28 protein-coding genes are annotated in these 25,198 nt (G+C 57.6%); 13 read left to right on the forward strand and 15 right to left on the reverse strand.

Features of this window, described 5'->3' with window-relative positions; all coding sequences use genetic code 11:
- Nucleotides 1-10 precede the first annotated feature (10 nt).
- The 7 genes from GOV91_RS03115 (at nt 11) to GOV91_RS03145 (ending at nt 6,894) form a co-directional block, all read left to right on the forward strand.
- Nucleotides 11-463 carry a paraquat-inducible protein A gene (locus GOV91_RS03115; protein WP_171234391.1) on the forward strand — a complete coding sequence of 151 codons (453 nt, stop codon included), beginning with the start codon at nt 11-13 and terminating at the stop codon, nt 461-463.
- Nucleotides 464-613: 150 nt separating this feature from the next.
- Entirely contained in the window at nt 614-1,396 is a 783-nt protein-coding gene (locus tag GOV91_RS03120; RefSeq protein WP_171234392.1) for a DNA repair protein, read from the forward strand.
- Between the two features lie 121 nt (nt 1,397-1,517).
- Nucleotides 1,518-2,882 carry a DNA repair protein RadA gene (radA, locus tag GOV91_RS03125; protein WP_171234393.1) on the forward strand — a complete coding sequence of 455 codons (1,365 nt, stop codon included), beginning with the start codon at nt 1,518-1,520 and terminating at the stop codon, nt 2,880-2,882.
- Between the two features lie 40 nt (nt 2,883-2,922).
- A complete protein-coding gene (locus GOV91_RS03130; RefSeq protein ID WP_171179926.1) occupies nt 2,923-3,516 on the forward strand; it encodes a CvpA family protein in 594 nt (197 codons plus the stop codon).
- Between the two features lie 654 nt (nt 3,517-4,170).
- Nucleotides 4,171-5,694, forward strand: a complete 1,524-nt coding sequence (purF, locus tag GOV91_RS03135; protein ID WP_171234394.1) for an amidophosphoribosyltransferase — start codon at nt 4,171-4,173, stop codon at nt 5,692-5,694.
- 264 nt (nt 5,695-5,958) lie between these two features.
- A complete protein-coding gene (locus GOV91_RS03140; RefSeq protein WP_171234395.1) occupies nt 5,959-6,207 on the forward strand; it encodes a hypothetical protein in 249 nt (82 codons plus the stop codon).
- A 42-nt stretch (nt 6,208-6,249) separates the two neighbouring features.
- On the forward strand, nt 6,250-6,894 hold the full coding sequence (locus GOV91_RS03145; protein ID WP_171234396.1) for an SDR family oxidoreductase: 645 nt from the start codon (nt 6,250-6,252) through the stop codon (nt 6,892-6,894).
- Between the two features lie 60 nt (nt 6,895-6,954).
- Here the strand turns inward: GOV91_RS03145 and GOV91_RS03150 are convergent, their stop codons facing one another.
- From GOV91_RS03150 to GOV91_RS03165, 4 genes are all read right to left on the reverse strand, one after another.
- Entirely contained in the window at nt 6,955-7,797 is an 843-nt protein-coding gene (locus GOV91_RS03150) for an ATP-binding protein (protein ID WP_171179918.1), read from the reverse strand.
- A gap of 115 nt (nt 7,798-7,912) precedes the next feature.
- On the reverse strand, nt 7,913-8,794 hold the full coding sequence (tatC, locus tag GOV91_RS03155) for a twin-arginine translocase subunit TatC (RefSeq protein ID WP_171234397.1): 882 nt from the start codon (nt 8,792-8,794) through the stop codon (nt 7,913-7,915).
- Nucleotides 8,791-9,249 carry a Sec-independent protein translocase protein TatB gene (gene tatB, locus GOV91_RS03160; protein WP_171179914.1) on the reverse strand — a complete coding sequence of 153 codons (459 nt, stop codon included), beginning with the start codon at nt 9,247-9,249 and terminating at the stop codon, nt 8,791-8,793. Before tatB ends, tatC begins: the two co-directional genes overlap by 4 nt.
- A 6-nt stretch (nt 9,250-9,255) precedes the next feature.
- Complete coding sequence (locus tag GOV91_RS03165; protein ID WP_171179912.1) at nt 9,256-9,471, reverse strand: twin-arginine translocase TatA/TatE family subunit; 216 nt, start codon at nt 9,469-9,471, stop codon at nt 9,256-9,258.
- Nucleotides 9,472-9,693: 222 nt separating this feature from the next.
- Between GOV91_RS03165 and GOV91_RS03170 the strand changes: the two genes are divergently transcribed.
- Together GOV91_RS03170 and GOV91_RS03175 are read left to right on the forward strand one after the other, a co-directional pair.
- The gene (locus GOV91_RS03170; RefSeq protein WP_171234398.1) at nt 9,694-9,999 is read left to right on the forward strand and encodes a hypothetical protein; all 306 of its coding nucleotides are present in this window, start codon (nt 9,694-9,696) and stop codon (nt 9,997-9,999) included.
- Nucleotides 10,000-10,020: 21 nt separating this feature from the next.
- The gene (locus GOV91_RS03175; RefSeq protein WP_171179907.1) at nt 10,021-10,692 is read left to right on the forward strand and encodes a YafY family protein; all 672 of its coding nucleotides are present in this window, start codon (nt 10,021-10,023) and stop codon (nt 10,690-10,692) included.
- A 60-nt stretch (nt 10,693-10,752) separates the two neighbouring features.
- On the opposite strand, the gene GOV91_RS03180 is transcribed toward GOV91_RS03175, so the two are convergent.
- The 8 genes from GOV91_RS03180 to GOV91_RS03215 form a co-directional block, all read right to left on the reverse strand.
- Entirely contained in the window at nt 10,753-11,925 is a 1,173-nt protein-coding gene (locus GOV91_RS03180; protein WP_171234399.1) for a M23 family metallopeptidase, read from the reverse strand.
- A 62-nt stretch (nt 11,926-11,987) separates the two neighbouring features.
- Nucleotides 11,988-12,638 carry a protein-L-isoaspartate(D-aspartate) O-methyltransferase gene (locus tag GOV91_RS03185; protein WP_171234400.1) on the reverse strand — a complete coding sequence of 217 codons (651 nt, stop codon included), beginning with the start codon at nt 12,636-12,638 and terminating at the stop codon, nt 11,988-11,990.
- Nucleotides 12,635-13,417 (reverse strand): 5'/3'-nucleotidase SurE, encoded by a 783-nt coding sequence (surE, locus tag GOV91_RS03190; protein ID WP_171234401.1) that lies wholly within the window; start codon nt 13,415-13,417, stop codon nt 12,635-12,637. The genes GOV91_RS03185 and surE overlap by 4 nt, the downstream gene beginning before the upstream one ends.
- Before the next feature lie 114 nt (nt 13,418-13,531).
- Nucleotides 13,532-14,662, reverse strand: coding sequence for an ABC transporter ATP-binding protein (locus GOV91_RS03195; protein ID WP_171234402.1), 1,131 nt, complete (start codon nt 14,660-14,662; stop codon nt 13,532-13,534).
- A gap of 45 nt (nt 14,663-14,707) precedes the next feature.
- Complete coding sequence (locus GOV91_RS03200; RefSeq protein WP_171234403.1) at nt 14,708-15,760, reverse strand: methyltransferase domain-containing protein; 1,053 nt, start codon at nt 15,758-15,760, stop codon at nt 14,708-14,710.
- A 101-nt stretch (nt 15,761-15,861) separates the two neighbouring features.
- Nucleotides 15,862-16,980, reverse strand: coding sequence for a hypothetical protein (locus GOV91_RS03205; RefSeq protein WP_171234404.1), 1,119 nt, complete (start codon nt 16,978-16,980; stop codon nt 15,862-15,864).
- 2 nt (nt 16,981-16,982) lie between these two features.
- Complete coding sequence (locus GOV91_RS03210; RefSeq protein ID WP_171234577.1) at nt 16,983-17,762, reverse strand: SDR family oxidoreductase; 780 nt, start codon at nt 17,760-17,762, stop codon at nt 16,983-16,985.
- Nucleotides 17,763-17,835: 73 nt separating this feature from the next.
- Nucleotides 17,836-18,198 carry a nuclear transport factor 2 family protein gene (locus GOV91_RS03215; protein ID WP_171179893.1) on the reverse strand — a complete coding sequence of 121 codons (363 nt, stop codon included), beginning with the start codon at nt 18,196-18,198 and terminating at the stop codon, nt 17,836-17,838.
- Between the two features lie 109 nt (nt 18,199-18,307).
- Here GOV91_RS03215 and GOV91_RS03220 point away from each other — a divergent pair, with 109 nt between their 5' ends.
- The 4 genes from GOV91_RS03220 to GOV91_RS03235 all read left to right on the forward strand — a co-directional run bounded on the left by GOV91_RS03220 (nt 18,308) and on the right by GOV91_RS03235 (nt 23,178).
- Nucleotides 18,308-19,912, forward strand: a complete 1,605-nt coding sequence (locus GOV91_RS03220; protein WP_171234405.1) for a peptide chain release factor 3 — start codon at nt 18,308-18,310, stop codon at nt 19,910-19,912.
- 49 nt (nt 19,913-19,961) lie between these two features.
- The gene (locus GOV91_RS03225) at nt 19,962-20,705 is read left to right on the forward strand and encodes a hypothetical protein (protein ID WP_171234406.1); all 744 of its coding nucleotides are present in this window, start codon (nt 19,962-19,964) and stop codon (nt 20,703-20,705) included.
- Complete coding sequence (locus GOV91_RS03230) at nt 20,702-21,631, forward strand: glycosyltransferase family 2 protein (protein WP_254440583.1); 930 nt, start codon at nt 20,702-20,704, stop codon at nt 21,629-21,631. Before GOV91_RS03225 ends, GOV91_RS03230 begins: the two co-directional genes overlap by 4 nt.
- 185 nt (nt 21,632-21,816) lie before the next feature.
- Nucleotides 21,817-23,178 (forward strand): DEAD/DEAH box helicase, encoded by a 1,362-nt coding sequence (locus tag GOV91_RS03235; protein WP_171179887.1) that lies wholly within the window; start codon nt 21,817-21,819, stop codon nt 23,176-23,178.
- On the opposite strand, the gene GOV91_RS03240 is transcribed toward GOV91_RS03235, so the two are convergent.
- Genes GOV91_RS03240 through GOV91_RS03250 form a run of 3 tightly spaced genes read right to left on the reverse strand, consistent with a single transcriptional unit; the run spans nt 23,175 to nt 25,197 of the window.
- Nucleotides 23,175-24,077 (reverse strand): DMT family transporter, encoded by a 903-nt coding sequence (locus tag GOV91_RS03240; RefSeq protein WP_171234407.1) that lies wholly within the window; start codon nt 24,075-24,077, stop codon nt 23,175-23,177. The genes GOV91_RS03235 and GOV91_RS03240 overlap by 4 nt on opposite strands.
- 21 nt (nt 24,078-24,098) lie before the next feature.
- Nucleotides 24,099-25,001, reverse strand: coding sequence for a fatty acid desaturase (locus GOV91_RS03245; protein ID WP_171234408.1), 903 nt, complete (start codon nt 24,999-25,001; stop codon nt 24,099-24,101).
- Nucleotides 24,994-25,197, reverse strand: coding sequence for a DUF2061 domain-containing protein (locus GOV91_RS03250; RefSeq protein ID WP_171234409.1), 204 nt, complete (start codon nt 25,195-25,197; stop codon nt 24,994-24,996). The genes GOV91_RS03245 and GOV91_RS03250 overlap by 8 nt, the downstream gene beginning before the upstream one ends.
- Nucleotide 25,198: the final 1 nt, after the last annotated feature.

A 25,198-nucleotide genomic window follows, 5' to 3' on the forward strand; every position in this document is an offset into this window, starting at 1 on the left:
TAGTAAGAGAATGACCCTCCGCCTCGCCACCCTCTCGCTCCTGATCCTCTACCCCATCGCGTGGTTCGCTCCGCTGATGCGCGCGGGGTTCCTGCCGATCTTCGGCCTCAGCGAAATCAGCGTCATCACCGGGCTCCAGTCCTTGTGGAAATCCGACATCTTCCTCGCACTGATCGTCACCATCTTCGCCCTCTTCGCCCCCTACATCAAAACCATCGGCACCGCGCTGATCCAATGGAACCTGCTGGACGCCCGCGTCCAACCCGCGCTGAACATCCTCGGTAAACTGGCCATGGCAGACATTTTTCTGATCGCGCTTTACATCACATTGGCCAAGGGCATCTCTTACGCCACCGTTGAGACCGCATGGGGTCTTTATCTGTTCACGGCCTGCATTCTGGCTTCCATCGCACTGGGTCATATTACAGAGATGACATCTGGTTCACGAAAAGCTCAGACCTAATTGATTGAAAACACATATCTAAGTATCATCTTTATATTTCGAGCAGTTAAGATTTGTAGTTTTCGGGTCCGCAGCGGATCGCCCTAAGTTGTTTGATCTTCCTCCGCTTCGGCCCGGTGTGTTCCGGTTTGAAAAAGGAGTTCGACGACCATGGCCGCCCTCCATAACATCACATTGCAATGTCAGAATGCCTTTTTAAGATTGACTTTTTTACTGATTTGCATGGCGGCCCTGCTGGCCGTTTCAACCACGATTTTATCCGCTGCGGGCGTGTTGCCCTGGCTTTCGATGCAGGCCGGATTCGGCGACGGACCGGCGACGGATGCCGGGATGTTCATCCAGATCGGGCTGACCGCACTGATTCTTATGTTGGCATTCTACCTGCCCGCAAACGCACGAATGATGGCATTGGAAAACAGCCATCGCAGGTTTGCCCTCAATATGCATGACATCGCAAACGCGTATCAGATGGCCCATGCTGCTGACCGAGGCGGGCTGTTCATGATGTCCTCCGAGTTCGACGCGGTCAAAGAGCGTATGGCGTTTCTGCGCCAGCACCCTGATCTGCAATCGCTGGAACCAGAGATTCTGGAACTGGCCGCGCAGATGAGCCAGATCAGCCAGGAACTGGCCGAGACCTATGGCGACGCCCGGGTTGAACGTGCGCAGATGTTCCTGCAACAACGGCAGCAAGAGATTGAGCTGTTCCAGCAGCGTTTGGAGGAAGCTCAGGTCATCCAGAACGAATTGCGCCAATGGACGCGCGACGTGGAAATGGAAGAGACCATCGCCAAATCGCAATTGGCACGCCTTCGCGATGAACTGTTCGAGCTGTTGCCCGAACTGTCGACTCAGTTGCAAACACCGCGCAAAGACAGCGCCTCAAAGGCGTCCAGCGTGGTTGCAATGTCTCCCCCTCGGGCGGCGGAATAGGCGCGTCAGCGCCCGCTGTGGGCGATGGCCCGTCCGGGCCTGAGGTCACAGCACGCCACCGGCGGTGAAGAAAGCCCGTAAGGGCTTGAAGAACAGCCCAAGCTCGGGCACCAAAGGCCGCATGGCAAAGACGACTTCTTTCTCCTGCTCGGCCTGCGGAGCAACACATACGCGGTGGTCCGGGCGTTGCGACGCGTGTGGCGAATGGAACACCATCGTTCAGGACGTGCCGCTTTCGGCTGGCCCGACCAAGAAATCCCTCGGCGGCAAACGCGGCCAGTCCATTGCACTCACGGATTTGTCGACCGAGGAAACCCCGCCGCCCCGCACCCTTTGCGGGGTCGAGGAGCTTGACCGGGTATTGGGCGGTGGTCTGGTCCCGGCCTCTGCCCTTCTTGTGGGCGGAGATCCGGGCATCGGTAAATCCACGCTGCTTTTGCAGGCTGCTGCCCGGTTTGCGCGCGCTGGCGTCAAAACCATCTACGTCTCGGGCGAAGAAGCCAGCGCTCAGGTCCGGATGCGTGCGCGTCGTCTGGGTTTGGAGGACGCGCCAGTTCAACTAGCGGCAGAAACCAATCTGCGCGACATCCTTACGACGCTTGAGGCCGAAAAGCCCGGTCTGGCGATCATCGACTCGATCCAGACCATGTGGGCCGACAACGTGGACAGCGCCCCCGGCTCGGTGTCTCAAGTCCGCGCCGCAGCACATGAACTGACCACATTTGCGAAACGGCACGGTGTCTCGATCATAATGGTCGGCCACGTTACGAAAGAGGGCCAGATTGCCGGTCCCCGCGTGGTCGAACACATGGTCGACACGGTGCTGTATTTCGAAGGCGAGCGCGGCCACCAGTTCCGCATCCTGCGCGCCGTCAAGAACCGCTTTGGCCCGGCGGACGAGATCGGTGTCTTCGAGATGACTGGCAAAGGGCTGGCTCAGGTCACGAACCCCTCTGCCCTGTTCCTGTCGGAACGAGGCACGCCCAGCCCCGGTTCAGCTGTCTTTGCAGGCATCGAAGGCACCCGCCCCGTTTTGGTCGAATTGCAGGCCCTTGTCGCCCCTTCGCCCCATTCCCAGCCCCGCCGCACGGTTGTTGGATGGGACAGCGGGCGGCTGGCCATGATCCTTGCTGTGCTCGAGGCGCGTTGCGGAATCCCGTTTGCAGGCCTCGATGTCTATCTAAATGTGGCCGGAGGGCTAAAGGTCACCGAACCCGCCGCCGACCTCGCAGTTGCCGCTGCGTTACTCAGCGCGCGTGAAGACACCGCCCTGCCCGCCGACACCGTCGTTTTCGGAGAAATCTCGCTATCTGGGGCACTTAGACCTGCCCCGCAGGCAGAAAACAGGTTGAAAGAAGCACAAAAACTTGGTTTCACAGCGGCAATTGCTCCGGCAGGTGGCAAAACCGGCACTGTGGCAGGTCTGTCACTCACCCGACCCTCTGATTTGGTTGGGTTTGTTGGCGAAACCTTCGGAGCAGGTTAAAGTCGCGCCCTGAGGGGCAGAAAACGAACAGGCGAGGGCCATGGAAGGTTTTACAATAATTGACGGGGTCGTCGCCCTGATCATCGTGGTGTCGGGCATATTGGCCTACTCACGTGGCTTCATGCGCGAGGTTCTTGCCATTGCAGGCTGGGTCGCAGCGGCTGTCCTGGCGTTCATCTTTGCTCCGCAGGCTGTCCCACTGGTAAAGGAGATCCCCGTTGTCGGAGATTTCTTACGCGACAGTTGCGAGCTTTCGGTCATCACCGGCTTTGCTGCAGTCTTTGCCGTGGCGCTGATCGTGGTCAGCATTTTCACGCCGTTGTTTTCGTCACTGGTGCAACGCTCGGCCCTGGGTGGTCTGGATCAGGCGCTTGGTCTGTTCTTTGGCATCGCAAGGGGCATTCTGCTGGTTGCGATTGCCTTCTTTGTCTACGACACCGTCATGACCGGCCAATCTTACACAATCGTTGACGAAAGCCGCTCGGCCAAGGTGTTCGAACAGTTCAGCGGTCAGATCGAAGAACAAAATCCCGAAGCCGCTTTGGGCTGGGTTACGGCGCAATATGAAGAGCTGGTAGCCAGCTGCACCGCAGACAACGCCCAGCCTGCAACCACGGCACCTGCCGAAGGTTAAGCGTTCATTCGTTTGGATTTCACCGAAAAGCCCGGATTTGTCCGGGCTTTTTTAATGCCGGTCAGTTGAAACCTTCGCCACCACATACGGTGCATCGGATGGTTTTCAGTCCGAAACAGCCATCGCATCGGCTAAAGATGGGTTTACCCAGAATATCGCGACCTTTGGCAACTTCACCAGCTCCGTTGCAGATCTGACAAGGCGCGCGCCCCATGCCCCGGCAGCGATGACACCGTTGTTTGATGCGTTCCTGCTTGTTCTGTTGAGACTTATGCTGCCACATTCGGGTCCTCTGCGTGCTCTACTACTCCAAACTTGCGGATATTCTTTAGCATGACAGCATATATGTCTGTGCATGTCATCACCTTCGTCACAAGACGATTCCGGCGAATATTTCCGCCTGCGGCAATAGGTGAGTGTGATCCTTTGATGACAGCCCGGTCATTAGGCTTTATGTGGAGGCCAACCCGCCACGGAATCGGAGCCACCGATCTTGTTCTTTCTGCATGAATGCGCGCTGGTCGTGATGATAGTCGCCCTATTGGCGTCAATTTCACCTGCTACCAAGACATCCGCATACGCTTTGCAGACGGCCCGACTCCGAAAAGCGGTCAGTCCTCAGATAAAATCGTCATAGAAGTTGGAGCCCCGTACATGTGTGGGATTTTGGGAATCGCAAGCCGGACACATGATGTGTTTGCCGAGATCTATGACGGGCTGCTTATGCTGCAGCACCGAGGTCAGGATGCCTCGGGGATCGTGACCTTCAATGGCGAGTTTTTCCGCGAAAAGAAGGCCAACGGGTTGGTCAAGGACGTGTTCAATGCTCAGGACGCCGAAACCCTTCTGGGCCATGTTGGCATGGGCCATGTCCGTTATCCCACCGCAGGTTCGCTTAGCGCGGCCGAGGCGCAGCCGTTCTTTGTAAACGCGCCTTATGGCATCTATCTGGTTCACAACGGCAACATTACCAACACTGCCGAGCAGCGCGAGAAGGTTACCGGCAAATACAGCCGCCATCTGCGCACCACCTCAGACTCCGAAATCCTGCTGAACGTGCTGGCCGACAAGGTGGCGGACGCGATCAAGGTAAACGGCAATGCGGAACCCATCCGCAACCTGTTTGCAGGTGTGAAGATGACAATGGAACGCGTTCAGGGCGCCTATTCCGTGATATGTCTGGTCGCGGGCGTCGGGATGCTGGCCTTCCGCGATCCGTTTGGGATTCGTCCTCTGTCGGTTGCAAAGCGCGAGGTCGATGGCCAGGGCGATGACTATGCGTTTGCCTCAGAAGACGTAGCCTTCGGCATCAACGGCTTTGAAAAGCTGCGCGATCTGCGCCCGGGTGAAGCGATCTTGATCGATCTGGACGGCAACATGCACGAATTCCAGGCCGTCGAAGGCAAGCTGACGCCCTGTATCTTTGAATACGTGTACCTCGCCCGTCCGGATTCATTGCTGGACGGGGTTTCGGTGTACAAAACCCAAATGCGTATGGGGCAGACACTGGCCAAGCAGATTCAGGAATCTGGTCTGGAAATCGACCGGATCATCCCTGTACCGGATAGTGCCCGCCCCGTGGCATTGGAAGCAGCCAAGATCACCGGAATCCCCTATCGCGAAGGCCTGGTGAAAAACCGTTATGTCGGGCGCACCTTCATCATGCCTGGCCAGGCAGAACGGCAGAAATCCGTTCGCCGCAAGTTGAACGCCGTTCCGCTGGAATTTGATGGCCACAGCGTTTTGCTGATCGACGATTCCATCGTGCGCGGCAATACCATCAAAAAAATTGTGCTGATGTGTCGCGACGCGGGTGCCAAGAAAGTTTATGTCGCAAGCGCCTCGCCCCCGGTGAAATACCCCAACGTTTACGGCATCGACATGCCGACCAAGGCCGAGTTGATCGCAAACGGAAAAGAGATCGAGGAGATCCGCGAAGAACTGGGCGCGGATGCTCTGTTCTATCAGCATCTGGATGACCTGATCTGGGCCGCCAAGGAAGGCAACCCCGAGATCGACGCCTTTGACTGTTCGTGCTTTGACGGCAATTATATCACCGGCAGCGTCAGCGAGGATTATCTGGACAATCTGGAAAACAGCAGCCGCGTCAGCCAGAAGCGTGCAGACATGCAGGTGCCCGGCGGGTCGTGGAACGCGGCAAAGCTGGCTTCTGGCTAAACGGGTTCACCTTTACCCCACGGTGCTAAGGGCGGATGATTCGCTTTGGTAACGTGACGACAGCATTCAGTTCGGGCCGTTTCGATGAGTGGTTTTTTGCCACAACTCAGCGGTGAATGCCGTGTGATCTCAGGGGCTTTTTCGTAGGGCATTTTTGTCTCGATGACATCTGTGTGTGATGCGCTTTTGCTTGCGCTTTGGTTTTGGTAGTTGGCCCACACCACTCACTAAAAGGGGTTTGGGCTACGGTCCAGACCGCAGATCATGTCGAATGCAACAGTCAAAAGCGCGGCCACCCAGCGGGGCGCGTTGAAGAAGAACTCCGTGTCGGTCCTTGGCGTCTTTGGACCAAAGGCCGAGATGCGGGCCCTCATGCGACTTTCGTCGGGACGAGTAAAAGAGGTGAAAACCGGCAGCCGAGTTGCTTCGGGTACGGTTGTTGCGATTGATGAACATGGCATTATGCTGCGACAAAGCGGCCAGACCAAGCGGATCACCATTCCCGGCAGCTAATCGCGACTTGACGCCCTGCGCGCAGGAGTTCAAACCGCAGCCATGACCGATCAGACCAAAATCGCCCTTGTCACCGGGGCCTCTCGCGGGTTGGGCGCTGCCCTGGCCGAAGCGTTGGCGCCCGAGTATCACATAGTTGCAGTCGCGCGCACCACTGGCGGACTGGAAGAGTTGGACGACCGGATAAAGGCCAAGGGAGGTTCGGCAACGCTGGCCCCTATGGACATCACCGATCCAAATGCCATGGCAACCTTGTGCAGAGGAATTCACGACCGATGGGGCAAGGTGGATCTCTGGTTGCACACCGCTATCCATACCTCGGCCCTGACACCAACTCATTTCATTGATCCGAAAGAGTGGGCAAAGGCCGTTAACACCAACGCCAATGCGACCTCGGTTCTGATACCCTACGTTACGCCCCTGCTGGGTGAAAACGGCCACGCGGTGTTCTTTGACGATCCGAAGGTTGGTGAAAAATTCTATGGCATCTATGGGGCCACCAAGGCGGCGCAGATGGCTCTGGCCCGTAGCTGGGCCGCGGAAACCGAACGCACCGGTCCGCGCGTTTCAATTGTCGAACCTGCACCGATGCCCACCGCTGTACGTGCAAGGTTTCATCCCGGAGAAGACCGGGATGCGTTGAACAGCACGGCAAGTGAAGCCGCGCGCATTCTGGCGCTGCTATAGGAAATGGCCCTATCGGGCCATGCCGCCGGCGGAGGTATTTTTAGCCAGATGAAGCTGGGATCAGGCGATATGGACGCCATTGCGCCCGGCCAGATCGACGAAGAACTGCCATGCGACACGGCCCGAGCGCGAACCGCGCGTAGCTTGCCATTCGATCGCTTCAGCCCGCAGGGTATCTGCATCGGCTGACACACCATAGGCCGCGCAATACCGGTCAATCATGGCAAGGTATTCGTCCTGATCACAGGGATGGAAACCCAACCAAAGACCGAAACGGTCGGACAGCGAGACTTTTTCCTCAACCGCCTCGGATGGGTTGATGGCGCTGGAGCGTTCGTTTTCGATCATATCCCGTGGCATCAGATGACGGCGGTTCGAAGTGGCATAGAACACCACGTTCTCGGGTCGGCCTTCGATGCCTCCATCCAGAACGGCCTTGAGCGACTTGTAGTGCTGGTCATCATGACTGAACGACAGGTCATCACAGAACAGGATGAACCGGTACGGGGCGGGGCGCAGATGATTCAACAGGCGCGCGACTGAAGCCATATCTTCACGCTGTAGCTCTACAAGTTTCAGATCCGGGTGATCCGTGCTGAGCGTGCCGTGGACGGCCTTTACCAGGCTGGACTTCCCCATTCCCCGAGCGCCCCACAACAACGCGTTGTTCGCTTTGTACCCGGCAGCAAACCGGCGTGTGTTGTCGAGCAAGGTATCGCGCGACCGGTTGATGCCGACCAATAAGTCCAAATCGACGCGGTTGACCTGCTCCACCGGTTCCAGACGTTCTGGTTCCACATGCCAGACAAAAGCCGGTGCCGCGTTGAAATCCGGCGTTGCCAGAGGCGCCGGTGCCATGCGTTCCAATGCAGCGGCGATGCGGTTCAAAGCTTGGTCGTCCATCGGGTCCTCCGGTCAATTCTGATGGGTTCAAAGCATGTTCTGATTGACGCAACAAGGCCCACCAACGAAAAAGGCGCGCCCAGATGTGGCGCGCCTTTGTTGTTTTCTCAGCAGATTACTTCTTGTCTTCGAACTCCTGCATAAGGTCTTCATCCGCTTCGGCCTCTTCATCGTCGTAGTAGCCGTCGGCGCGCAATTGTTCTTCTCGCTTCCGTTCAACCCGGGCTACCAAAAAGATCGAAATTTCGTAGAGACCATAAACCACAACAAAGAGGATGATCTGAGTGATCACGTCAGGGGGCGTGACAATGGCCGCTAAAACCAGAATGCCTACGACGGCATATTTGCGCACGGCACCCAGCCCTTCGGCGCTGACCAGTCCCGCCTTGCCCATGAGGGTCAAAAGAACCGGCAGTTGGAAGCACAGTCCGAAAGCCACGATGAACTTGATCGTCAGGTTCAGGTATTCCTGTGCTGAGCCCTGGAAAACCACGCTCAGGGGTGCAGCAGTTGCACCATCTGCTACGGCTTCACCTTCGGCGCCGAACTGCTGAAACCCAAGAAAGAAATCATAGGCCAGTGGCGTGACGACATAGAACGCAAAGCTTGCGCCCAGAAGGAACATGAAGGGCGAGGCCAGCATAAAGGGCAAAAACGCGTTCTTTTCCGACTTGTAGAGACCAGGCGCCACAAAGCGCCACATCTGCATCCCTATATAGGGAAACGCCAGAATAAACCCGCCCAGCAACGAGACCTTGATAGCCACAAAAAAACCTTCCTGCGGCGAGATGAAAATCAGGCCGCAATCCTGTCCACGCTCGGTCAGAACCTCGCACAGGGGATTTGTCAGAAAGTTAAAAAGCGGCGTGGCCACGGTAAAGCAGATGATCATACCGACCAGAAATGCCACGACACAGTGTATCAACCGTGTGCGCAGCTCGGCCAGATGCTCGATCAGGGGCGCCGAGGTATCTTCGATCTCGTCGGTCTTGCTCATGTCTTGCTTTCAGTATTCAGCGCGGCTTCGGCCTCTTCCGCCTTGGCCAGTGCGTCGGCGGCTTCCTTGGCTTTGCGCTCGGCAGCGGCACGTGCTGTGGTGGCCTGAATTTTCTTGGCCTGCTCGGCCCGTTCTGCCGCCAGTTTGCCGGTTTCGCTGTCAGGATCGAATTTAGTGGGATCGATGCTTTTTGCCATGTCCTGCGCGGCTTGTTTGACACCGTCCACGGCAGAACCCACAGGATTCGCGGCGGCGTTGAGACCTTTCTTGATCTCGTTCACGCCAGCCTGATCCGCAGCCTCGTTCATGGCGCTGCTGAATTCGCGCGCCATGCCACGGGCTTTGCCGACAAAACGCCCGACATTGCGGAACAGCACCGGCAGGTCCTTCGGCCCCACAACGATCAGGGCGACGATGCCGATGACCAGAAGTTCGGTCCAGCCCAGATCAAACATCTGCGCTTACGCCTTGTCTTTCTCGGTTTCGGGGGTCACGTCCTTGGCGATCTCGGACGCATCCTGTTCCAGCTCTTCCGTTCCGTCCTTCACGCCTTTTTTGAACGCGGTGATGCCTTTGCCAACTTCGCCCATCAGCGAGCTGATCTTGCCGCGACCAAACAGAACCAGAACCACAACGGCGATCAGCAGAAGACCGGGAAGGCCGATATTGTTGAGCATGTCTTTTCTCCTTTTTCGTCGGCGCGAATGAACGCCGGGAATATGAACTGGCTCTGTGTTTACGCCCGGAGGCTTTTTGTAAAAAGAGATCAGAAGCGGATTGAAGGCAAAATTTGATGTGATCTGAAAGAATCTAAGGGCTCGTATTTCTCAACTGACAGGTTTATGTCAGTTGGGTACGCATAAGTAGACGGTATCGAAACCTGGTCAACGGAGACCCAAATGACCCATGTTGCTGAAATCGTCACCTTCACCCTCGCCAATGGCACTACACCGGAAGAGTTTGTGAAGCTCAGCCAAGCCTCAGAAGCCTTTGTGCGCAGCGCACCGGGCTTTGCCAACCGCCAGTTGAGCCAGGGCGAAGACGGTCGCTGGACTGACTATGTCATCTGGACGGACATGAAGGCGGCCAAGGACGCCGCCGCACAATTCCCACAACAGGACTTTTGCGCCGGTATGATGGCGGCCATCAACCCTGAAAGCATTCAGATGCGTCACGAGAATGTGCTATGGAACATGACTGCCTAGGCGCAGTCTGGGCGGCGTGACATGCGCCGCACGGATCGCCTATTTGATATCATCCAGATCCTGCGCGACGGCAAACTGCACCGTGCGAAGGACATTGCGGACCGGCTTGAGGTGTCGGTCCGCACCATCTATCGCGACATGGACACGCTGGTGGCTTCGGGTGTTCCGGTCGAAGGCGAGCGCGGCGTAGGCTACATGGTGCGCGAGCAGATTACTCTGCCCCCTTTGAACCTGACCCCAGCCGAGCTTGAGGCGCTGAACCTTGGCATGGCCATCGTGGCGGAAGCTGCCGACCCGGAACTTAAAGCCGCCGCCAACGCGCTGGCTGACAAAATCGACGCGGTTCTACCGACGCAGGTTGTGGCCGAAGCTGACACGTGGAAATTCGCAGTCTACCCCTTTGCCGATGCCGCCCGCGGGCTGGCACATATGGCCCCGATCCGCGCGGCCATCAAATCACGCCAGAAACTCCGCTTGTCCTATCGCAGAATCGACGGGGTTCTCACCAACCGCACTATCCGCCCGCTGCACATGGAGTATTGGGGCCGCGTCTGGACCCTCACGGCCTGGTGCGAGCTGCGTCAGGGTTTCCGGGTCTTCCGTATCGACCTGATCGAATCCGTCTTACCTCTGCCGGAAGTCTTTGCCGATGAACCTGGCAAACGCCTGAGCGACTACGACCCAAACGATTGACAGGTTTAATCTTTTCCTAGTCTTTGCGCGAAAAGCATGGCCCGAAACGGGCTATTTCCCTTATTTCAGGTAAGGCTCTGGATCGACTGACTCGAACCCTTTGCGCACTTCAAAATGCACATAGGCATTGTCTCCGCCCCTCAGCTGCGCAAGCTTTTGGCCACGACGTACTCGGTCGCCTTTCTTGACGGTGATATCATCGACATTGGCATAGACTGTCAGCAGATCGTTCTTGTGCTTGACCACGATGATCGGAACCTGATCCGCGTCCGCCGTAATTGCCGCAACAGTGCCCGCGTCGGCCGCCGTCACCGCCGTGCCGGGTGCCGCTGCGATGTCGATACCTTCATTCTTGCCTTTGTTATACCCACGAATGATGGTGCCGCTTACCGGCAGAGACAAAGCTGAAGACCGCGTATTGGTTGGGGCTTCGGCTGTCACATCGGGGGCCTCGGCCAGCGGCGCAACATCTTCTTCAGGCAGAGGCTGAGTTGCGCTTGGCGGCGTCGGCGTGGGCGAGCCCTGCCCCGGCTCGGTCACTTCCGTTGCCGCAACAGGTGCTGCGGCAGCAGCGCTTTGCCTTGGCGCTGGTTGGTTCTTGACCGGGATCAGCAGAAACTGACCTTCGCGCACGGTGAAATCTGGCCCCAACCCGTTCCATTCCGCCAAGGCTTCAACCGGCACCTGATAGAGCCGCGAGATGGTATAGGCTGTCTCGCCCCTCTTCACCTTGTGCCGAACCGGCTCCGGCCCCGAGGTCACTGGAGCCGGGGATGTCGCTGGTTTCGCAGGTTCCAACGTCGTTGTCTGAACCGAGTTTGTATCCGGGGCCTGATCGATTGCATTTCCGGCCACCGAGGCGATATCCACTCCGCTTCCTGCACCCACTGACCGCGGCAGCGCCAGCACTTCGCCTTCGCGCAAGGTGTCGGTTGTCTGCAGACCGTTAAAGCGTGACAATTCCCCTTCCGGCAGGCCCACCCGTGCGGCCACGTCCCGCACCGTGTCGCCTCGTCGGGCCACGACAACCTGATAGTTAGGATAGGTGATCACGCCCCGACTGTCCGGTGTGGGCCGCGACGGAGTGGCCGACAGCGCCGCATCGGTGGTCGAGAACCCGCCGACTTGCCCGCGCAAATCATAGTCCAAAGGCCCTTCACACCCGGCCAGAACTGCCACAGCGACCAGTCCGGTTGCACAGCGGCGCATAGATGATTTGGATACTGCTTTCATAATTCTGTCCTCAAAGCCTGCCCCTGTTTTCCGGGGTTCCGGCGACCAACTCACAAAGCCTGTTACTTCTCGTCCTTCCCAAGCCCCTCAAGCAGAGGCACAAAACGAACTGACGTCAATTCATCATAGTCCAGACCGGTTTCAGTGCGTGTCACTTTGATCAACTGCTGCACCGCATCCGACTGCCCCACGGGTAAAACCATAATACCCCCGATTTTAAGCTGCGCCAAGAGCGGGCCCGGAGGGTCCTCGGCTGCGGCTGTCACAATGATCCGATCAAACGGTGCCTGTTCCGGTAAACCGAAGGATCCATCAGACAACATGGCGGTGACATTGGTCAGGCCCAAATCGGTAAACAGCTTGCCCGTTTCGCTCACCAGCCGCCGGTGACGTTCGACGGTATAGACACGGCGCGCTAGTTTCGACAGGATCGCCGCCTGATAGCCCGAGCCGGTTCCGATCTCGAGCACGGTGTCCCGCGCCCGCACATCCAGCGCCTGTGTCATCAGCCCGACAACCGAAGGCTGGCTGATTGTCTGACCGCAGGCGATTGGCAGCGGCATGTCCTCGTAAGCGCGATCCGCAAACAGGCCAGTGACAAACCGCCCCCGATCCACCTGCTCCATTGCCGCTAAAACACGCGTATCGGTCACGCCCCGTTTGCGCAGGGCAAACAGGAACTGCATTACGGTTTCGGGGTCCAGTCCGCTCATTCGACTGCCTTCAATGTCTCCAGCATGTCATGCGCGGTCAAGTCGGCGCGCATCGGCGTGACCGAAATGTAACCTTCCAAATTGACCGCCGCATCGGTGCCCGGCGCCGTCGGGTTGTGCTGATAACCGCCCTTGATCCACAGGAACCGCCGCCCCGAGGGCGAACTGTGTGGCTCGACCGAGAAATGTGTATCACGCCGGAAACCCTGTGCCGCTACGCGTGTGCCCAGCACCTCATCTGCTGGCACAGGCGGGAAATTCACGTTGTAGAACAGGCGGTAATCGCCCTGCTCTGCCGGAGTGGCATCCAGAATACGCCGGACCAGGTCGGCGCCAAAGCGCGCAGCGCCCTCAAACGGATCATCCAGCCCCAGGTTACGTGGGCCGAAATACTGAGACAGTGCAATTGCCGGAACGCCTTGCAGCGCCGCTTCCATCGCACCACCAATCGTGCCTGAGTAAAGTGTGTTCTCAGCCGAGTTGTTGCCCCGGTTTACGCCCGACAAGACCAAATCCGGCGGGCAGTCCACCATTACATCATGCAACCCAGCCAATACACAGTCCGCAGGCGACCCTTCGGCCGCATAGCGTCGCTCGCTGAGCTTGGCGATCATCGTGGGATGGGTGTAGCTAATGCAATGCCCGACCCCTGATTGTTCGAAGGCAGGCGCAACCACCCAAACTTCGCCATCCGGTCCGGCAAGTTCGGCTGCGATTGCCTCAAGCGTGATCAAGCCCGGAGCATTGATTCCGTCGTCATTGGTCAGAAGAATACGCATGTGCTCGATTTACCCCCGCGTTTGGCCCTTGATAGACCCCGGTCTGCGTTGCGGCAAGCGACGCGGGCCTGCATTCTGAGGCTTTCGCGCACCACTCAGGCGGAAATCGTCAGATCAGCTTTTGCTGTCAGGGAAAACGAAACATTTGTCACGGCGAATGGTCAGCCACATAACGCGACCCGGCCCTGGTACAAAAACATTTGGAACCGTCGCCTTGAGGATTGAGCCGTCATAATCCATGCGGAACTCGACAAGGCTTTCATTTCCCAAAAAACGCGCACGCTCGACCACACCCCGCGCAGCCACACCATCTGTCGGCGTGGGCAAAGGTCCCTTTCCGTTGCGGTCAAAATCCAACTTGACGTGCTGGGGGCGGAATACAATCTCGACATCCGTGCCGTCCGGGATGCCGGGCGCAAGAAACTGACCAAACGGCGTATCTGCCAGCGCCCCATTCACTTGCGCCTGCAAAACGTTGACATCGCTGAAAAAGGCCACCGCAGCCTTATCCGCAGGTCGCGTGTATACGTTGTAAGGAGCGCCTTGCTGCACCACCTTACCACGCCGCATCAGCGCGATCTCATCCGCCATGCGCATCGCCTCTTCCGGCTCGTGCGTGACCAGCAGAACGGCGGCGTCCTCTTCCTTGAGGATAGACAGCGTTTCGTCCCGAATGCCATCACGCAGACGGTTGTCGAGGCCGGAAAACGGCTCGTCCATCAACATGATCCGGGGTTGTGGTGCCAATGCGCGGGCCAGTGCCACACGCTGCTGCTCCCCGCCCGACAACTGATGCGGAAATCCGTCGATGAAGCGCATCAGGTCTACCTTGCGCAGCAATTCTTCAACCCGGGCGCGTTTTTCGTCCTTGCTGCCCTTCAAGCCAAACGCCACGTTATTGGCCACGCTCAAATGTGGGAACAGCGCGAAATCCTGAAACATCAGGCCAATCTCACGCCGTTCCGGCGGCACCCGGAAAACCGTGTCGCAGATCAGCTTGCCATCTACGTAGATCTCGCCCGAGTCCTGCATCTCGACCCCGGCGATCATACGCAGCGTCGTGGATTTGCCGCAGCCCGAAGGCCCCAGCAAACACGTCACCTTGCCCGCCTGCACGGTCAACGACACGTCATCAACAACCACCCGCCCTTCGAACCGGCGGATAATATTGCGAATTTCCAGACGTGGAGGAGTTGCGTTACCTGTCACCGATGGACCCCAATTGCCTTTCCCGATCAAATCCATCGGGCTTAGGCGGGGATAGCAACCCCGCCCCTTAGGTGCAAGGGATCAGCAGCAACCTCCGCCCGAAGATGCTGTCTCACCCACGGCTTCGAACGGGCTTTCACCACCGCAGCCTTCGAAGATGCCGTAATGGGTCGAGAAATCACCGAAAAAATCAAAGTGCCGCGCGAAACGCGTATCCTGCAACATCATCCACGTGTTGCCACAGACCGGAAAGACCTTGCCGGTTTCGATGATGTGGTGATCGTCCAGAACAAACTCATGCGGTGCGTTGGGCACGGTGCCCTTGTAGACCACCGCCTGGCCATAGTCTTCGCAAGCCGACTCCAGCGCGGGTAGTTTGAACAATCGATACGTGGCCGACAGGAACTTAAGCGGTGCCACACGTGCTTCGAGTGTGGGGTTTTCGATAGTCAATGGACGGTGAGTCTCGCGTCGTGGATCGCCGAAACCGGCCTTGCGGGCCATCGACAGGAAATCATTCCAGTACAACGCGCCCGACAGGCATTCTCCATACAGAACCTCATCCTCGGCCATCGCCTGCGGGATACGGCGGTCTGCGTAGACGTCCGAGAAATACATCTCGCCACCCTCTTTCAGCAGCCGATGCGCGCCGCGCAGAACCGCATCCTTGTCGGTCGCCAGGTTGATCACGCAGTTCGACACGATGATGTCGAACGATCCGGGCTCCAAATCCAGCTCATCCAGCTTTTCGATAAACCCGTGATGGAATTCAACGTTGCTTTTGGCATGGCCAAAGGCTTTGGCATGATAGTCCAGATGCGCACGGGCAACGTCCAATTGCTCGGGCGTCATGTCCACACCGACAACCCGCCCGTTTTCACCCACCATAGCCGACAAGGCATAGACGTCCCGCCCCGCGCCGCAGCCCAGATCGAGGATCGACATGCCCTCAAGGTCCAAAGGCGCGATCAGACCGCAGCCGTAATACCGGGTCAGCACGTCGTCATGGATTTTCGAAAGGATCTTTTTGACATGATCCGGCATGTCATCAGGCGTACAGCACGCGTTGGTCTGCAAGTCCGCGCTGCTTTGCAGGACCTCACCATAGTAATTCTGCACCGACTCGTGCTTCATCGCAGTCTTCCCCTCAAACATGGTTTCTTCGCAGGTAATGCAGCAAGCCGCGCCAAGCAATCCAAAGCCTTTGCTTTTGACAAAAGCGTGAGTGTTTCTTTTCAGGTCGAGCCCAGTAATTCGAAATCCACGCCCGCGCGGACCTTGCCGTTCACCTGCACCTCAAGCCGATGCGCGCCGGGTACCAGTTTGAACGTTGTGGCGTCGCCCTTCAGCTTGTGGCGTTTGCTCAGGTGCAAGCGACCATTTTTAAGCGACGTCTGTTTGAGTTTGTGAACTTTGGCTGAGATTTTTCCACCAGGACGTTGGAAATGAAAAATATAATCCACCAGAACAGGCTGCTCACCTGCGCCGGTCAGGGCAACTGAAAACTCCAGCGCCCCGCCGATCCGGGCCTCTGAGGTCAGATCCACTGACACCGCCACCTTGGCCTCAGGGTCATACCCCAAAACCTTCATCGCCTCGGGGTGTCCTGCTTTGACCAGTCCGCGCAACGTATGTGAGGTCATCCAGTCCAACTCAGCCATGTTCTGCCGCCCATCAGCGCGCCACTTTTCCAAGCGTTCCAGAACCAGATCAGGGTTTTTCTTGGTGATGTCGTTCAGATGATTGGCCACAGACCGGGTAACATAGCGTGTGCCGTCCTCGTGCAGCCGGTCCAGCAGCGGCAGCGGATCGGCCAGATCAAGACCAATCCCCTGTCCCCAAGGCAACCGGGGCCGCGTGCCCTCGCTCACCAACCGGCGTACATGATAGCTGCCATGGCTGCACCATGTCTGCATTCGCTTTAGTACGGCGTCTGGATCATGGTTCAGAAACGGGCGAATGGCCCATTCCATGGAAAACCGCTGGGTCAACTCTTCCAGCACATCCAAAGCCAGATCAACGTGATCCAGCCCGATCTCTGCAACCCACTCGCCCAACGGTCCAAAAATGAAATCCCCGAAATCATCATCTGTCTTCGAGGGGTCCAAAGGCGGCGGCAAGGCGCGCAGGATGACAGGGGCAACCGCTGGCAAATCGCCCGGCACTGCCTGTTGCAGGCAGTCTGAAATCCACACCATTCTCTCTTTCAGTTCCAGTTCCAGCAGGCGCGACATAACCTGCGCATGAAACGCCTCGGCATCAAAAGACGCGTCAGCTGCATCAAACAACCCCGCGAGATAGCGGGTTTTTTCCGCATTGAACAACTGGTCCTTCAAAGAGAAATTCTGAGCCATTTTTACATCGTCATGTTTCCGGCGCCGCCGTCCAGCAGAATGTTCTGCCCAACTATGAAACCCGCCTGTTTCGAACAGAGAAACGCGCAAGCAGCACCAAATTCCTGCCGTGTACCGTAACGACGTGCAGGAATAGTGGCGGCTCGATTTGCACGCGCTTGATCGATCGAAATACCTTGTTGCGCTGCGACACTGCCATCCAAAGAATCCGCCCGATCGGTGGCATGAATGCCCGGCAACAGGTTGTTGATATTGACCCCAAAGGGCGCAACCTGACGCGACGTACCCGCCACGTATCCAGTCAGCCCCGTACGCGCTGCATTCGACAAACCCAAGGCCGGGATCGGAGCACGCACCGACTGTGAAGTGATGTTGACGACACGCCCCCATCCTTTGTCGATCATTCCGGGCAACAGTGCTTTCATAAACGCAATTGGCGTTAGCATGTTGGCATCCAACGCCTCAATGAAATCATCACGATCCCAGTCTGACCACAGCCCCGGAGGGGGACCACCTGCATTTGTCACAAGAATATCAACGCCCTGCGCGGCTTCGATCACCTGTGCCTGACCCTCGGCAGTTGTCACGTCACACGCGACGGCTTGCACCTCGACGCCGTGCTCTGACCTTAGTCGCGCGGCCTCAGCCTCCAACGCGTCAGAACCACGGGCGTTCATCACCAGATCAACGCCCGCTTCTGCCAGAGCCTCTGCGCAGCCCAGCCCCAATCCCTTGCTGCTGGCGCAAACCAGCGCGCGCTTTCCTTGAATTCCCAGATCCATCGGATCCTCCCTGTCAGTCATTGCCGCATGTCTAGCACCGGCCAGACAGGGAAGACCAGAAACGGATCGTTGATCAGTAAAAGAACTCTTCCCGTACGATTTTGCCGTCGGCGACGTGGTAAACGGCCACTTCGCGCATATCGAAGGCTTCTCCGGTTTCTTTCACAGTGCCCTGCACTTCGAAAATCACGGCAAAACGGTCGTCACCATGGGGAAACGGGTCACTAACGGAAGCACCCGACACTTCATGGGCACTTTCCCACCACTCATGCTTGCCACGTATGGCTTCCACACCGTGGGTTTCGCGCCCCATTCCCTGAAAATCCTGCCCTTCGACCGAAACGGCATCCGGAGCGTATAGCTTTGATAGGTTTTCCTTGGCGCGATCCTCACGGCATCCGGCGACCAGTTCATCTGCAATCTCTTTCAAATTCATTGATCCTCTCCATTATTTGTTCACTATATGTTCTTATTGCCATACCCTCACGATTCGAACCACCCCCTTTGTCTTGCTTCGGCAGGTTTCCCCGCATATACGCGCGCTCATGCTTGATACCTCGAACCGACCCACCCTGCCGCCCGAGATTGCCCGCCGCCGGACATTCGCCATCATCTCGCACCCGGATGCGGGCAAGACGACGCTGACGGAAAAGTTCCTGCTTTACGGGGGCGCGATCCAGATGGCCGGTCAGGTGCGCGCCAAGGGCGAGGCACGGCGGACGCGGTCGGACTTTATGCAGATGGAAAAGGATCGGGGCATCTCGGTTTCCGCATCGGCCATGTCGTTCGACTATGACAATTTCCGCTTCAATCTGGTGGACACACCCGGTCACTCGGACTTTTCCGAGGATACCTATCGCACGCTGACTGCGGTGGACGCGGCCGTCATGGTGATCGATGGTGCGAAAGGTGTGGAAAGCCAGACGCAGAAACTGTTCGAGGTTTGCCGTCTACGCGATCTTCCGATCCTGACCTTCTGTAACAAGATGGACCGGGAAAGCCGCGATACGTTCGAGATCATCGACGAAATTCAGGAAATGCTAGCCATCGACGTCACGCCAGCCGCTTGGCCGATTGGCGTGGGCCGTGATTTCATCGGCTGTTACGACATGCTGCGTGACCGGCTGGAACTGATGGACCGCGCTGACCGCAACAAGGTGGCCGAAAGCATCCAGATCAACGGGCTGGACGATCCTAAATTGGCCGAACATGTGCCCGAGCATCTGCTGGAAAAACTGCTGGAAGAGGTCGAGATGGCGCGTGAACTGCTGCCAGCACTTGACCCGCAGGCGGTTTTGGAAGGCCACATGACCCCGATCTGGTTTGGTTCGGCGATCAACTCGTTTGGCGTCAAAGAGCTGATGGAAGGTATCGGTGCTTATGGCCCACAGCCGCAGGTTCAATCGGCGGAACCGCGTCAGATTGCGCCCGACGAAAAGAAAGTCGCAGGCTTTGTCTTCAAGGTGCAGGCCAATATGGACCCCAAGCACCGCGACCGGGTTGCCTTTGTCCGTATGGCTTCAGGTCACTTCAAACGTGGCATGAAGCTGACGCATGTGCGGTCCAAAAAGCCCATGGCGATCTCGAATCCGGTTCTGTTCCTTGCATCCGACCGCGAACTGGCCGAAGAGGCTTGGGCCGGGGACATCATCGGCATCCCGAACCACGGCCAACTACGCATCGGCGATACGCTGACCGAGGGCGAGGCGCTGCGCGTGACGGGCATTCCTTCGTTTGCGCCAGAACTGCTGCAGGGCGTCCGTGCGGGCGATCCGATGAAAGCCAAACATCTGGAAAAAGCCCTGATGCAATTCGCCGAAGAAGGCGCGGCCAAAGTGTTCAAACCCTCAATCGGGTCGGGCTTTATCGTCGGCGTTGTCGGCGCGCTGCAATTCGAAGTGCTCGCCAGCCGGATTGAGATGGAATACGGCTTGCCCGTTCGGTTCGAGGCGTCGCAATTCACCTCGGCCCGATGGGTCAGCGGTGACAAGGCCGAGGTCGATAAGTTCGTCAACGCCAACAAGCAGCACATCGCCCATGATCATGACGGTGACATCGTCTATCTGACGCGCCTGCAATGGGACATCGACCGGGTCGTTCGCGACTATCCGGCGCTAAACCTGACCGCGACAAAAGAGATGATGGTGTGATCCAACTGGCTGATTGCGCAGCCGAACCCGGCTGTGCAATCCTGCGCACATGAGTGACGACGAACTGACCTTTCCCGGTGGTCTGCCAGACATGCTGGACAGCTATGAGAACCGGCGCAGTCCGTTTCAGTTCGGCACCCTCACCCTGCCCGATCCCGACGTTGATCTGGATGATCTAGCCAGACGCACGGTTCCCGACAGCGCCACCGAAGTGCCGGCCGGACGCAGCACCACGTGGGATCGCAAACGCGCCCAAATCGCGCGCGAGTTCGTTGGTCAATCGGAATTGGCCTTTCTGAATGCTCAATTGATTTCGAACCTTAGAAAACGGTCCTTTCCCCGCCACGCGCCAACCCTGTTCTGCCGGTTGTGGGACGAACAGTCCGATCACCTGTTGGTCGCACTCGACCTGCGCTGGCTGGTGTCTTCGGCTCAGACATTTGCGGACCACGGTCAGACGGCGACACAGCGCGAGGTGGGTCACGCGTTGCGGATGCTGTTTGGTCTGATGAAACTCTATGAATTCGAACGCCTGTTCTCGGGCCTGGCCCCGGACACGCCCTTTCGGTTCGAAGACAAAAACCATGTAGATTTGCCCTTTCAGATGAAGGGTTTTTCCTTTGAAAAAGGTGGGTTGGCCGTCAATCTTATCGCCCCGATCTGGACCCGGGCAATGCACGACCCGACCATCGCGCCGTTGGTCGATCATCTGATGACGGAACTTAACAAAGACCCAGGCGGTATCTTTCGCCGCCTGAAACGGATGCGCGATTCCCGCGCGACGCGCGCATGACCACCTGGGGTATCGTCTCGATGGTTCGGGGCTCGACCGAGAACGTACTGCGCTTTGTGGCGCATCACCTCGAGCTGGGCGCAGACTTCATTTATATCTACATGGACGAACCCAACCGGCACACCTTTCGAGCGCTCAGGATGCACCCCAAAGTGCGCGTGCGGGTTTGCGACGATGCGTTTTGGGAAAAGCGAGGACGTGCAAGGCCGGAAAAGCATCAGGTCCGTCAGACGGTTCACGCGACATTTGCCTATCGCAACACGCCCCTGGATTGGCTGACGCATATCGATGTAGACGAGTTTCTTTGGTCCCCGACCCCGATCGCCGAAGTGCTGGGCAACGTGCCGCCCAACCTCAACGCCGCACGCGTCCGCCCTATGGAAGCCTTGGCTGGCGGTGACGATCTGTACAAGGCACACATCCCCCAGGGCCCCAACCGCGAGGCTCTGGTCGAAGCCATCTACCCGACCTACGGAGCATTTGTTCTGGGCGGTTTTCTCAGCCACGTGCAGGGCAAGCTGTTCGTACGAACCGGTCTGAAGTACCTGAACTTCCGCATCCACAACCTGTTTCAGAACAAAAAGCTACTGCCTTGCAAATACGAGTTGCCCGAGGTCGAGCTGTGCCACCGGCACGCACCGGATTGGGACCACTGGATCGGACATTACCAGTTTCGTATTGATCGCGGCTCGTATCAGGCAGGCATGGCACCCAACGTACCGCGCGAACAGGGTGGTTTGAACAAAAATGAACTGCTCAACTGGATCGAAGCCGAACAAGGCAAAGACGGGCTGCGCGCGTTTTACGATGAGATGAGCGGAGCAGACCCCGAAGTCCGTGCCCGTTTGGAACAGCACAACCTACTGCGTCACCGCCCATTGGCTCTGGACGAAAAACTGGAGAAACACTTCCCCGGAACCTGCTGAATTGTTGCGGAAAATCCCGCGAACATTTTGCGTGCCCCGCACTAAGCGGACTTCATTTGACCCTGACCTACGTTTTTGTTATGTCCGCCCCCAAGCCGAACAGGCGCATTGCGCGCATGGCCATCCGGGCCCGGCACATCTTTGACGCGCGGGCCAGGTCAAGTGTCCGCAAAAACCGGACTTACATGACAAAGTTTAACGAACTGAACCTGAACCCAAAGGTCCTCAAAGCCATTGAGGAAGCCGGATACGAAACCCCCACTCCGATCCAGGAAGGTGCGATTCCACCTGCTCTGGAAGGTCGCGATGTTCTGGGGATTGCACAGACCGGCACTGGCAAAACCGCCAGCTTTACCCTGCCGATGATCACCCTGCTGGCCCGTGGTCGCGCCCGCGCACGCATGCCGCGTTCGCTGGTTCTGTGCCCGACACGGGAACTCGCCGCGCAGGTGGCCGAGAATTTCGACACCTACACCAAGCACCTGAAACTGACCAAAGCGCTGTTGATCGGCGGGGTCAGTTTCAAGGAACAAGAGGCGCTGATCGACCGTGGTGTTGACGTTCTGATCGCCACGCCGGGTCGCCTGCTGGACCATTTTGAACGCGGCAAGCTGTTGCTGACTGGTGTTCAGATCATGGTGGTGGACGAAGCCGACCGGATGCTGGACATGGGATTTATCCCTGATATCGAACGGATCTTTTCGCTGACACCGTTCACGCGCCAGACCCTGTTCTTCTCGGCCACAATGGCTTCTGAGATCGAGCGTATCACCGACACATTCCTGTCCGCCCCTGCCCGGATCGAGGTTGCCCGTCAGGCCACCGCATCCGAGACCATTGAACAGGGCGTCGTCATGTTCAAGGGCGGTCGCCGCGATCGTGAGGCCAGCAACAAACGCAAGGTTCTGCGTGCGCTGATCGATGCCGAAGGTGAGAAATGCACCAACGCGATCATCTTCTGCAACCGCAAGACAGATGTGGATATCTGCGCAAAATCGCTGAAGAAATACGGCTATAACGCCGCCGCGATCCACGGTGATCTGGACCAGTCGCAGCGCATGAAAACGCTGGACGGCTTCCGCGATGGGTCGCTACGCCTGCTGGTGGCCTCGGATGTCGCTGCGCGTGGCCTGGATATTCCTTCGGTCAGTCACGTGTTCAATTTCGACGTACCTGGCCATGCCGAGGATTACGTTCACCGCATTGGTCGCACCGGTCGTGCCGGGCGCGAAGGCAAGGCCATCACTATTTGCTCGGGCCGCGATGAGAAGGCTTTGGATGCAATCGAAAAGCTGATCCAGAAAGACATCCCGCGCATCGACAATCCGGTCAAAGAAGAGCCCAAGCCTGAAAAACCCAAGTCTGAGAAACCGAAGCCCGAGAAAAGGGCCAAGGAACAGGAAGGCTCGAAGGACAACCGGAAAGAGCGCGAACCGAAAGGACGCGGTCGAGGCCGCAAGGCCGATAACGGTCCGGTTGTTGTGGGGATGGGTGATCATCTGCCCAGCTTTATCGCCCTTAGCTTTGATGAGCGTCGTGCTGGCTAAATTGCCAGCACCAGCGCCAGTATCGAAAGCCCCAATAAGGTCATTCCGGCGATCTCTCGCCGGGTGATCGATTCGCGGAAGAACAATGTCGAGGCCATCAAGCTGAAAAGCAGTTCGATCTGCCCCAGCGCTTTTACATACGCTGCGTTTTGCAAAGTGAACGCCCAGAACCAGCAAAACGACCCGCCCAAACTTGTCAGCCCGACAAAGACTCCAGTAGATCGCGTTTGCCAGACTGCGATCAACTCGGACCGATCGCGCCACAACAGCCAAAGCCCCATGCTGAGGAACTGAAACGTCACAACGGCAGCCAAAGTGACCAATGCCCTGAACCATGCGTCCAAGTCGCCCAGTTGCAGCGAGGCGCCGCGATAGCTGACGGAGGAAAAGGCAAACAAAACACCCGAACCAAGCCCCAATTTTGAGGCCCTGTTGGTCAGATGCCGCCACAATGCCCCGTCACCACCGGGTGTTTTCGACAGCAGCAGAACTGCGGCAAGACCCAACAGAATAGCCACCAGCGCGCCCGCTGACACGCGATCTCCCAGAACTAGAAAGCCGACAATCGCGGTTTGAATCACTTCGGTTTTCTTGAAGGTGATCCCCACCGCGAAGTTGCGCTGTTTGAACAGCGCCACCACACAAATCGTCGCAAGTATTTGCGCCGTCCCGCCGATCACCGCGTATATCCAGAACAATGGGCTGAGCGTTGGCAGGATTGCCCCCGTTACCTGCAAAGCGACCAGCAACCCTGCGACGGCCAACGGCATGGAATAGGCAAAGCGCGCAAACGTTGCGCCAGCCGCAGATAGTTTCACGCTGCTCAGCGATTTTTGCAGCATGAAACGCACAGTTTGAAAACTGGCGGCGGCGATGGTGACAGGGATCCAGAGACTCATGCCACCCGTTGTGTCGTCAAATCAGGACTTTGGCCAGAGCGGATGCGGCACGGGGTCTTTCGCGCGCCACAAGTACTGCCGGAAAATCTGCGCATAAGACCGGTATACATATGCCTCATTACAAGCCAGATACTTGTCTTTTCCGTCCCGATACAGTTGTGGTAAGCGATACCACGGGGCGCTTGGGTTCATGTGATGAACCACGTGCAGGTTATTGTTCAGAAACAGAAATGCCAGGGGTCCCCGATCTTCGATGATGACTGTACGCGCCCGGGATTTTTCATGCGCGCGGTGCTCAAGGAACGTACGGATTTTCAGCAGCCCCAGCCCGATATAGGCTGAGATCAGATAGGCCCAGACCGGCATGGCCGACTGGGCAACAATCCACAGTACCACCGCCACACCCGGCAGGTGCAATGCCCAGGCCAAGAGGATATCCTTGTCCCAATGCCGCGCCCCCTGCCATTCGTCGCGCAGAAACAAAACCTGACCGATGGCCGGGCCCAATAACATGCGGCCAAGCAGAGTGTTGTTGATCGCCAGCAGCACTTGTAAACTGCGCGGCAATGTCGACCAGACCTTGGGGTCCAGATAGTTCGATTCCGGATCGTCGTAGGGGTCCGTCAACGCGGCATCTTGATGATGTGCCAGATGCAGATCCCGAAAGCGGTTGTACGGGATGAAAAGCGTGAGCGGCAGCACCATCAACGCCTCATTCAGCCATTTGGCTTGAAACGGGTGCCCGTGAAGGACCTCATGTGTCAGTGACGAATGCAGGGCCGCAACCAGGCCCAAGGCCAGCACCGCCAACCACAACGAAACATCCGTCAACCAGAACAACCCCGCAAGCCACGCCGCATAACAGGCCATGATCAGGAAAAACGTGCCCCATTCAGGGGATTGGGATGTGGGTCGCTTAGCCATTGCGCCCCCACGAGATGCCCGCCCACACCCTTTCGTAAATCACGTACATGGTCAGACCAATGGCGGTGTTCACCAGCGCCACAACCCCGCCTACAGTGGCCGAGCCCGTGGCAATCAGCCCTACAGCGGTCATGGTGACAAGCCCCATGACATTCCAAACGATTGCTTTCACGACAGATCTTCGCCGCGTTTCCATT

This window comes from Ruegeria sp. HKCCA6837, assembly GCF_013034475.1.
GTDB lineage: Bacteria > Pseudomonadota > Alphaproteobacteria > Rhodobacterales > Rhodobacteraceae > Ruegeria.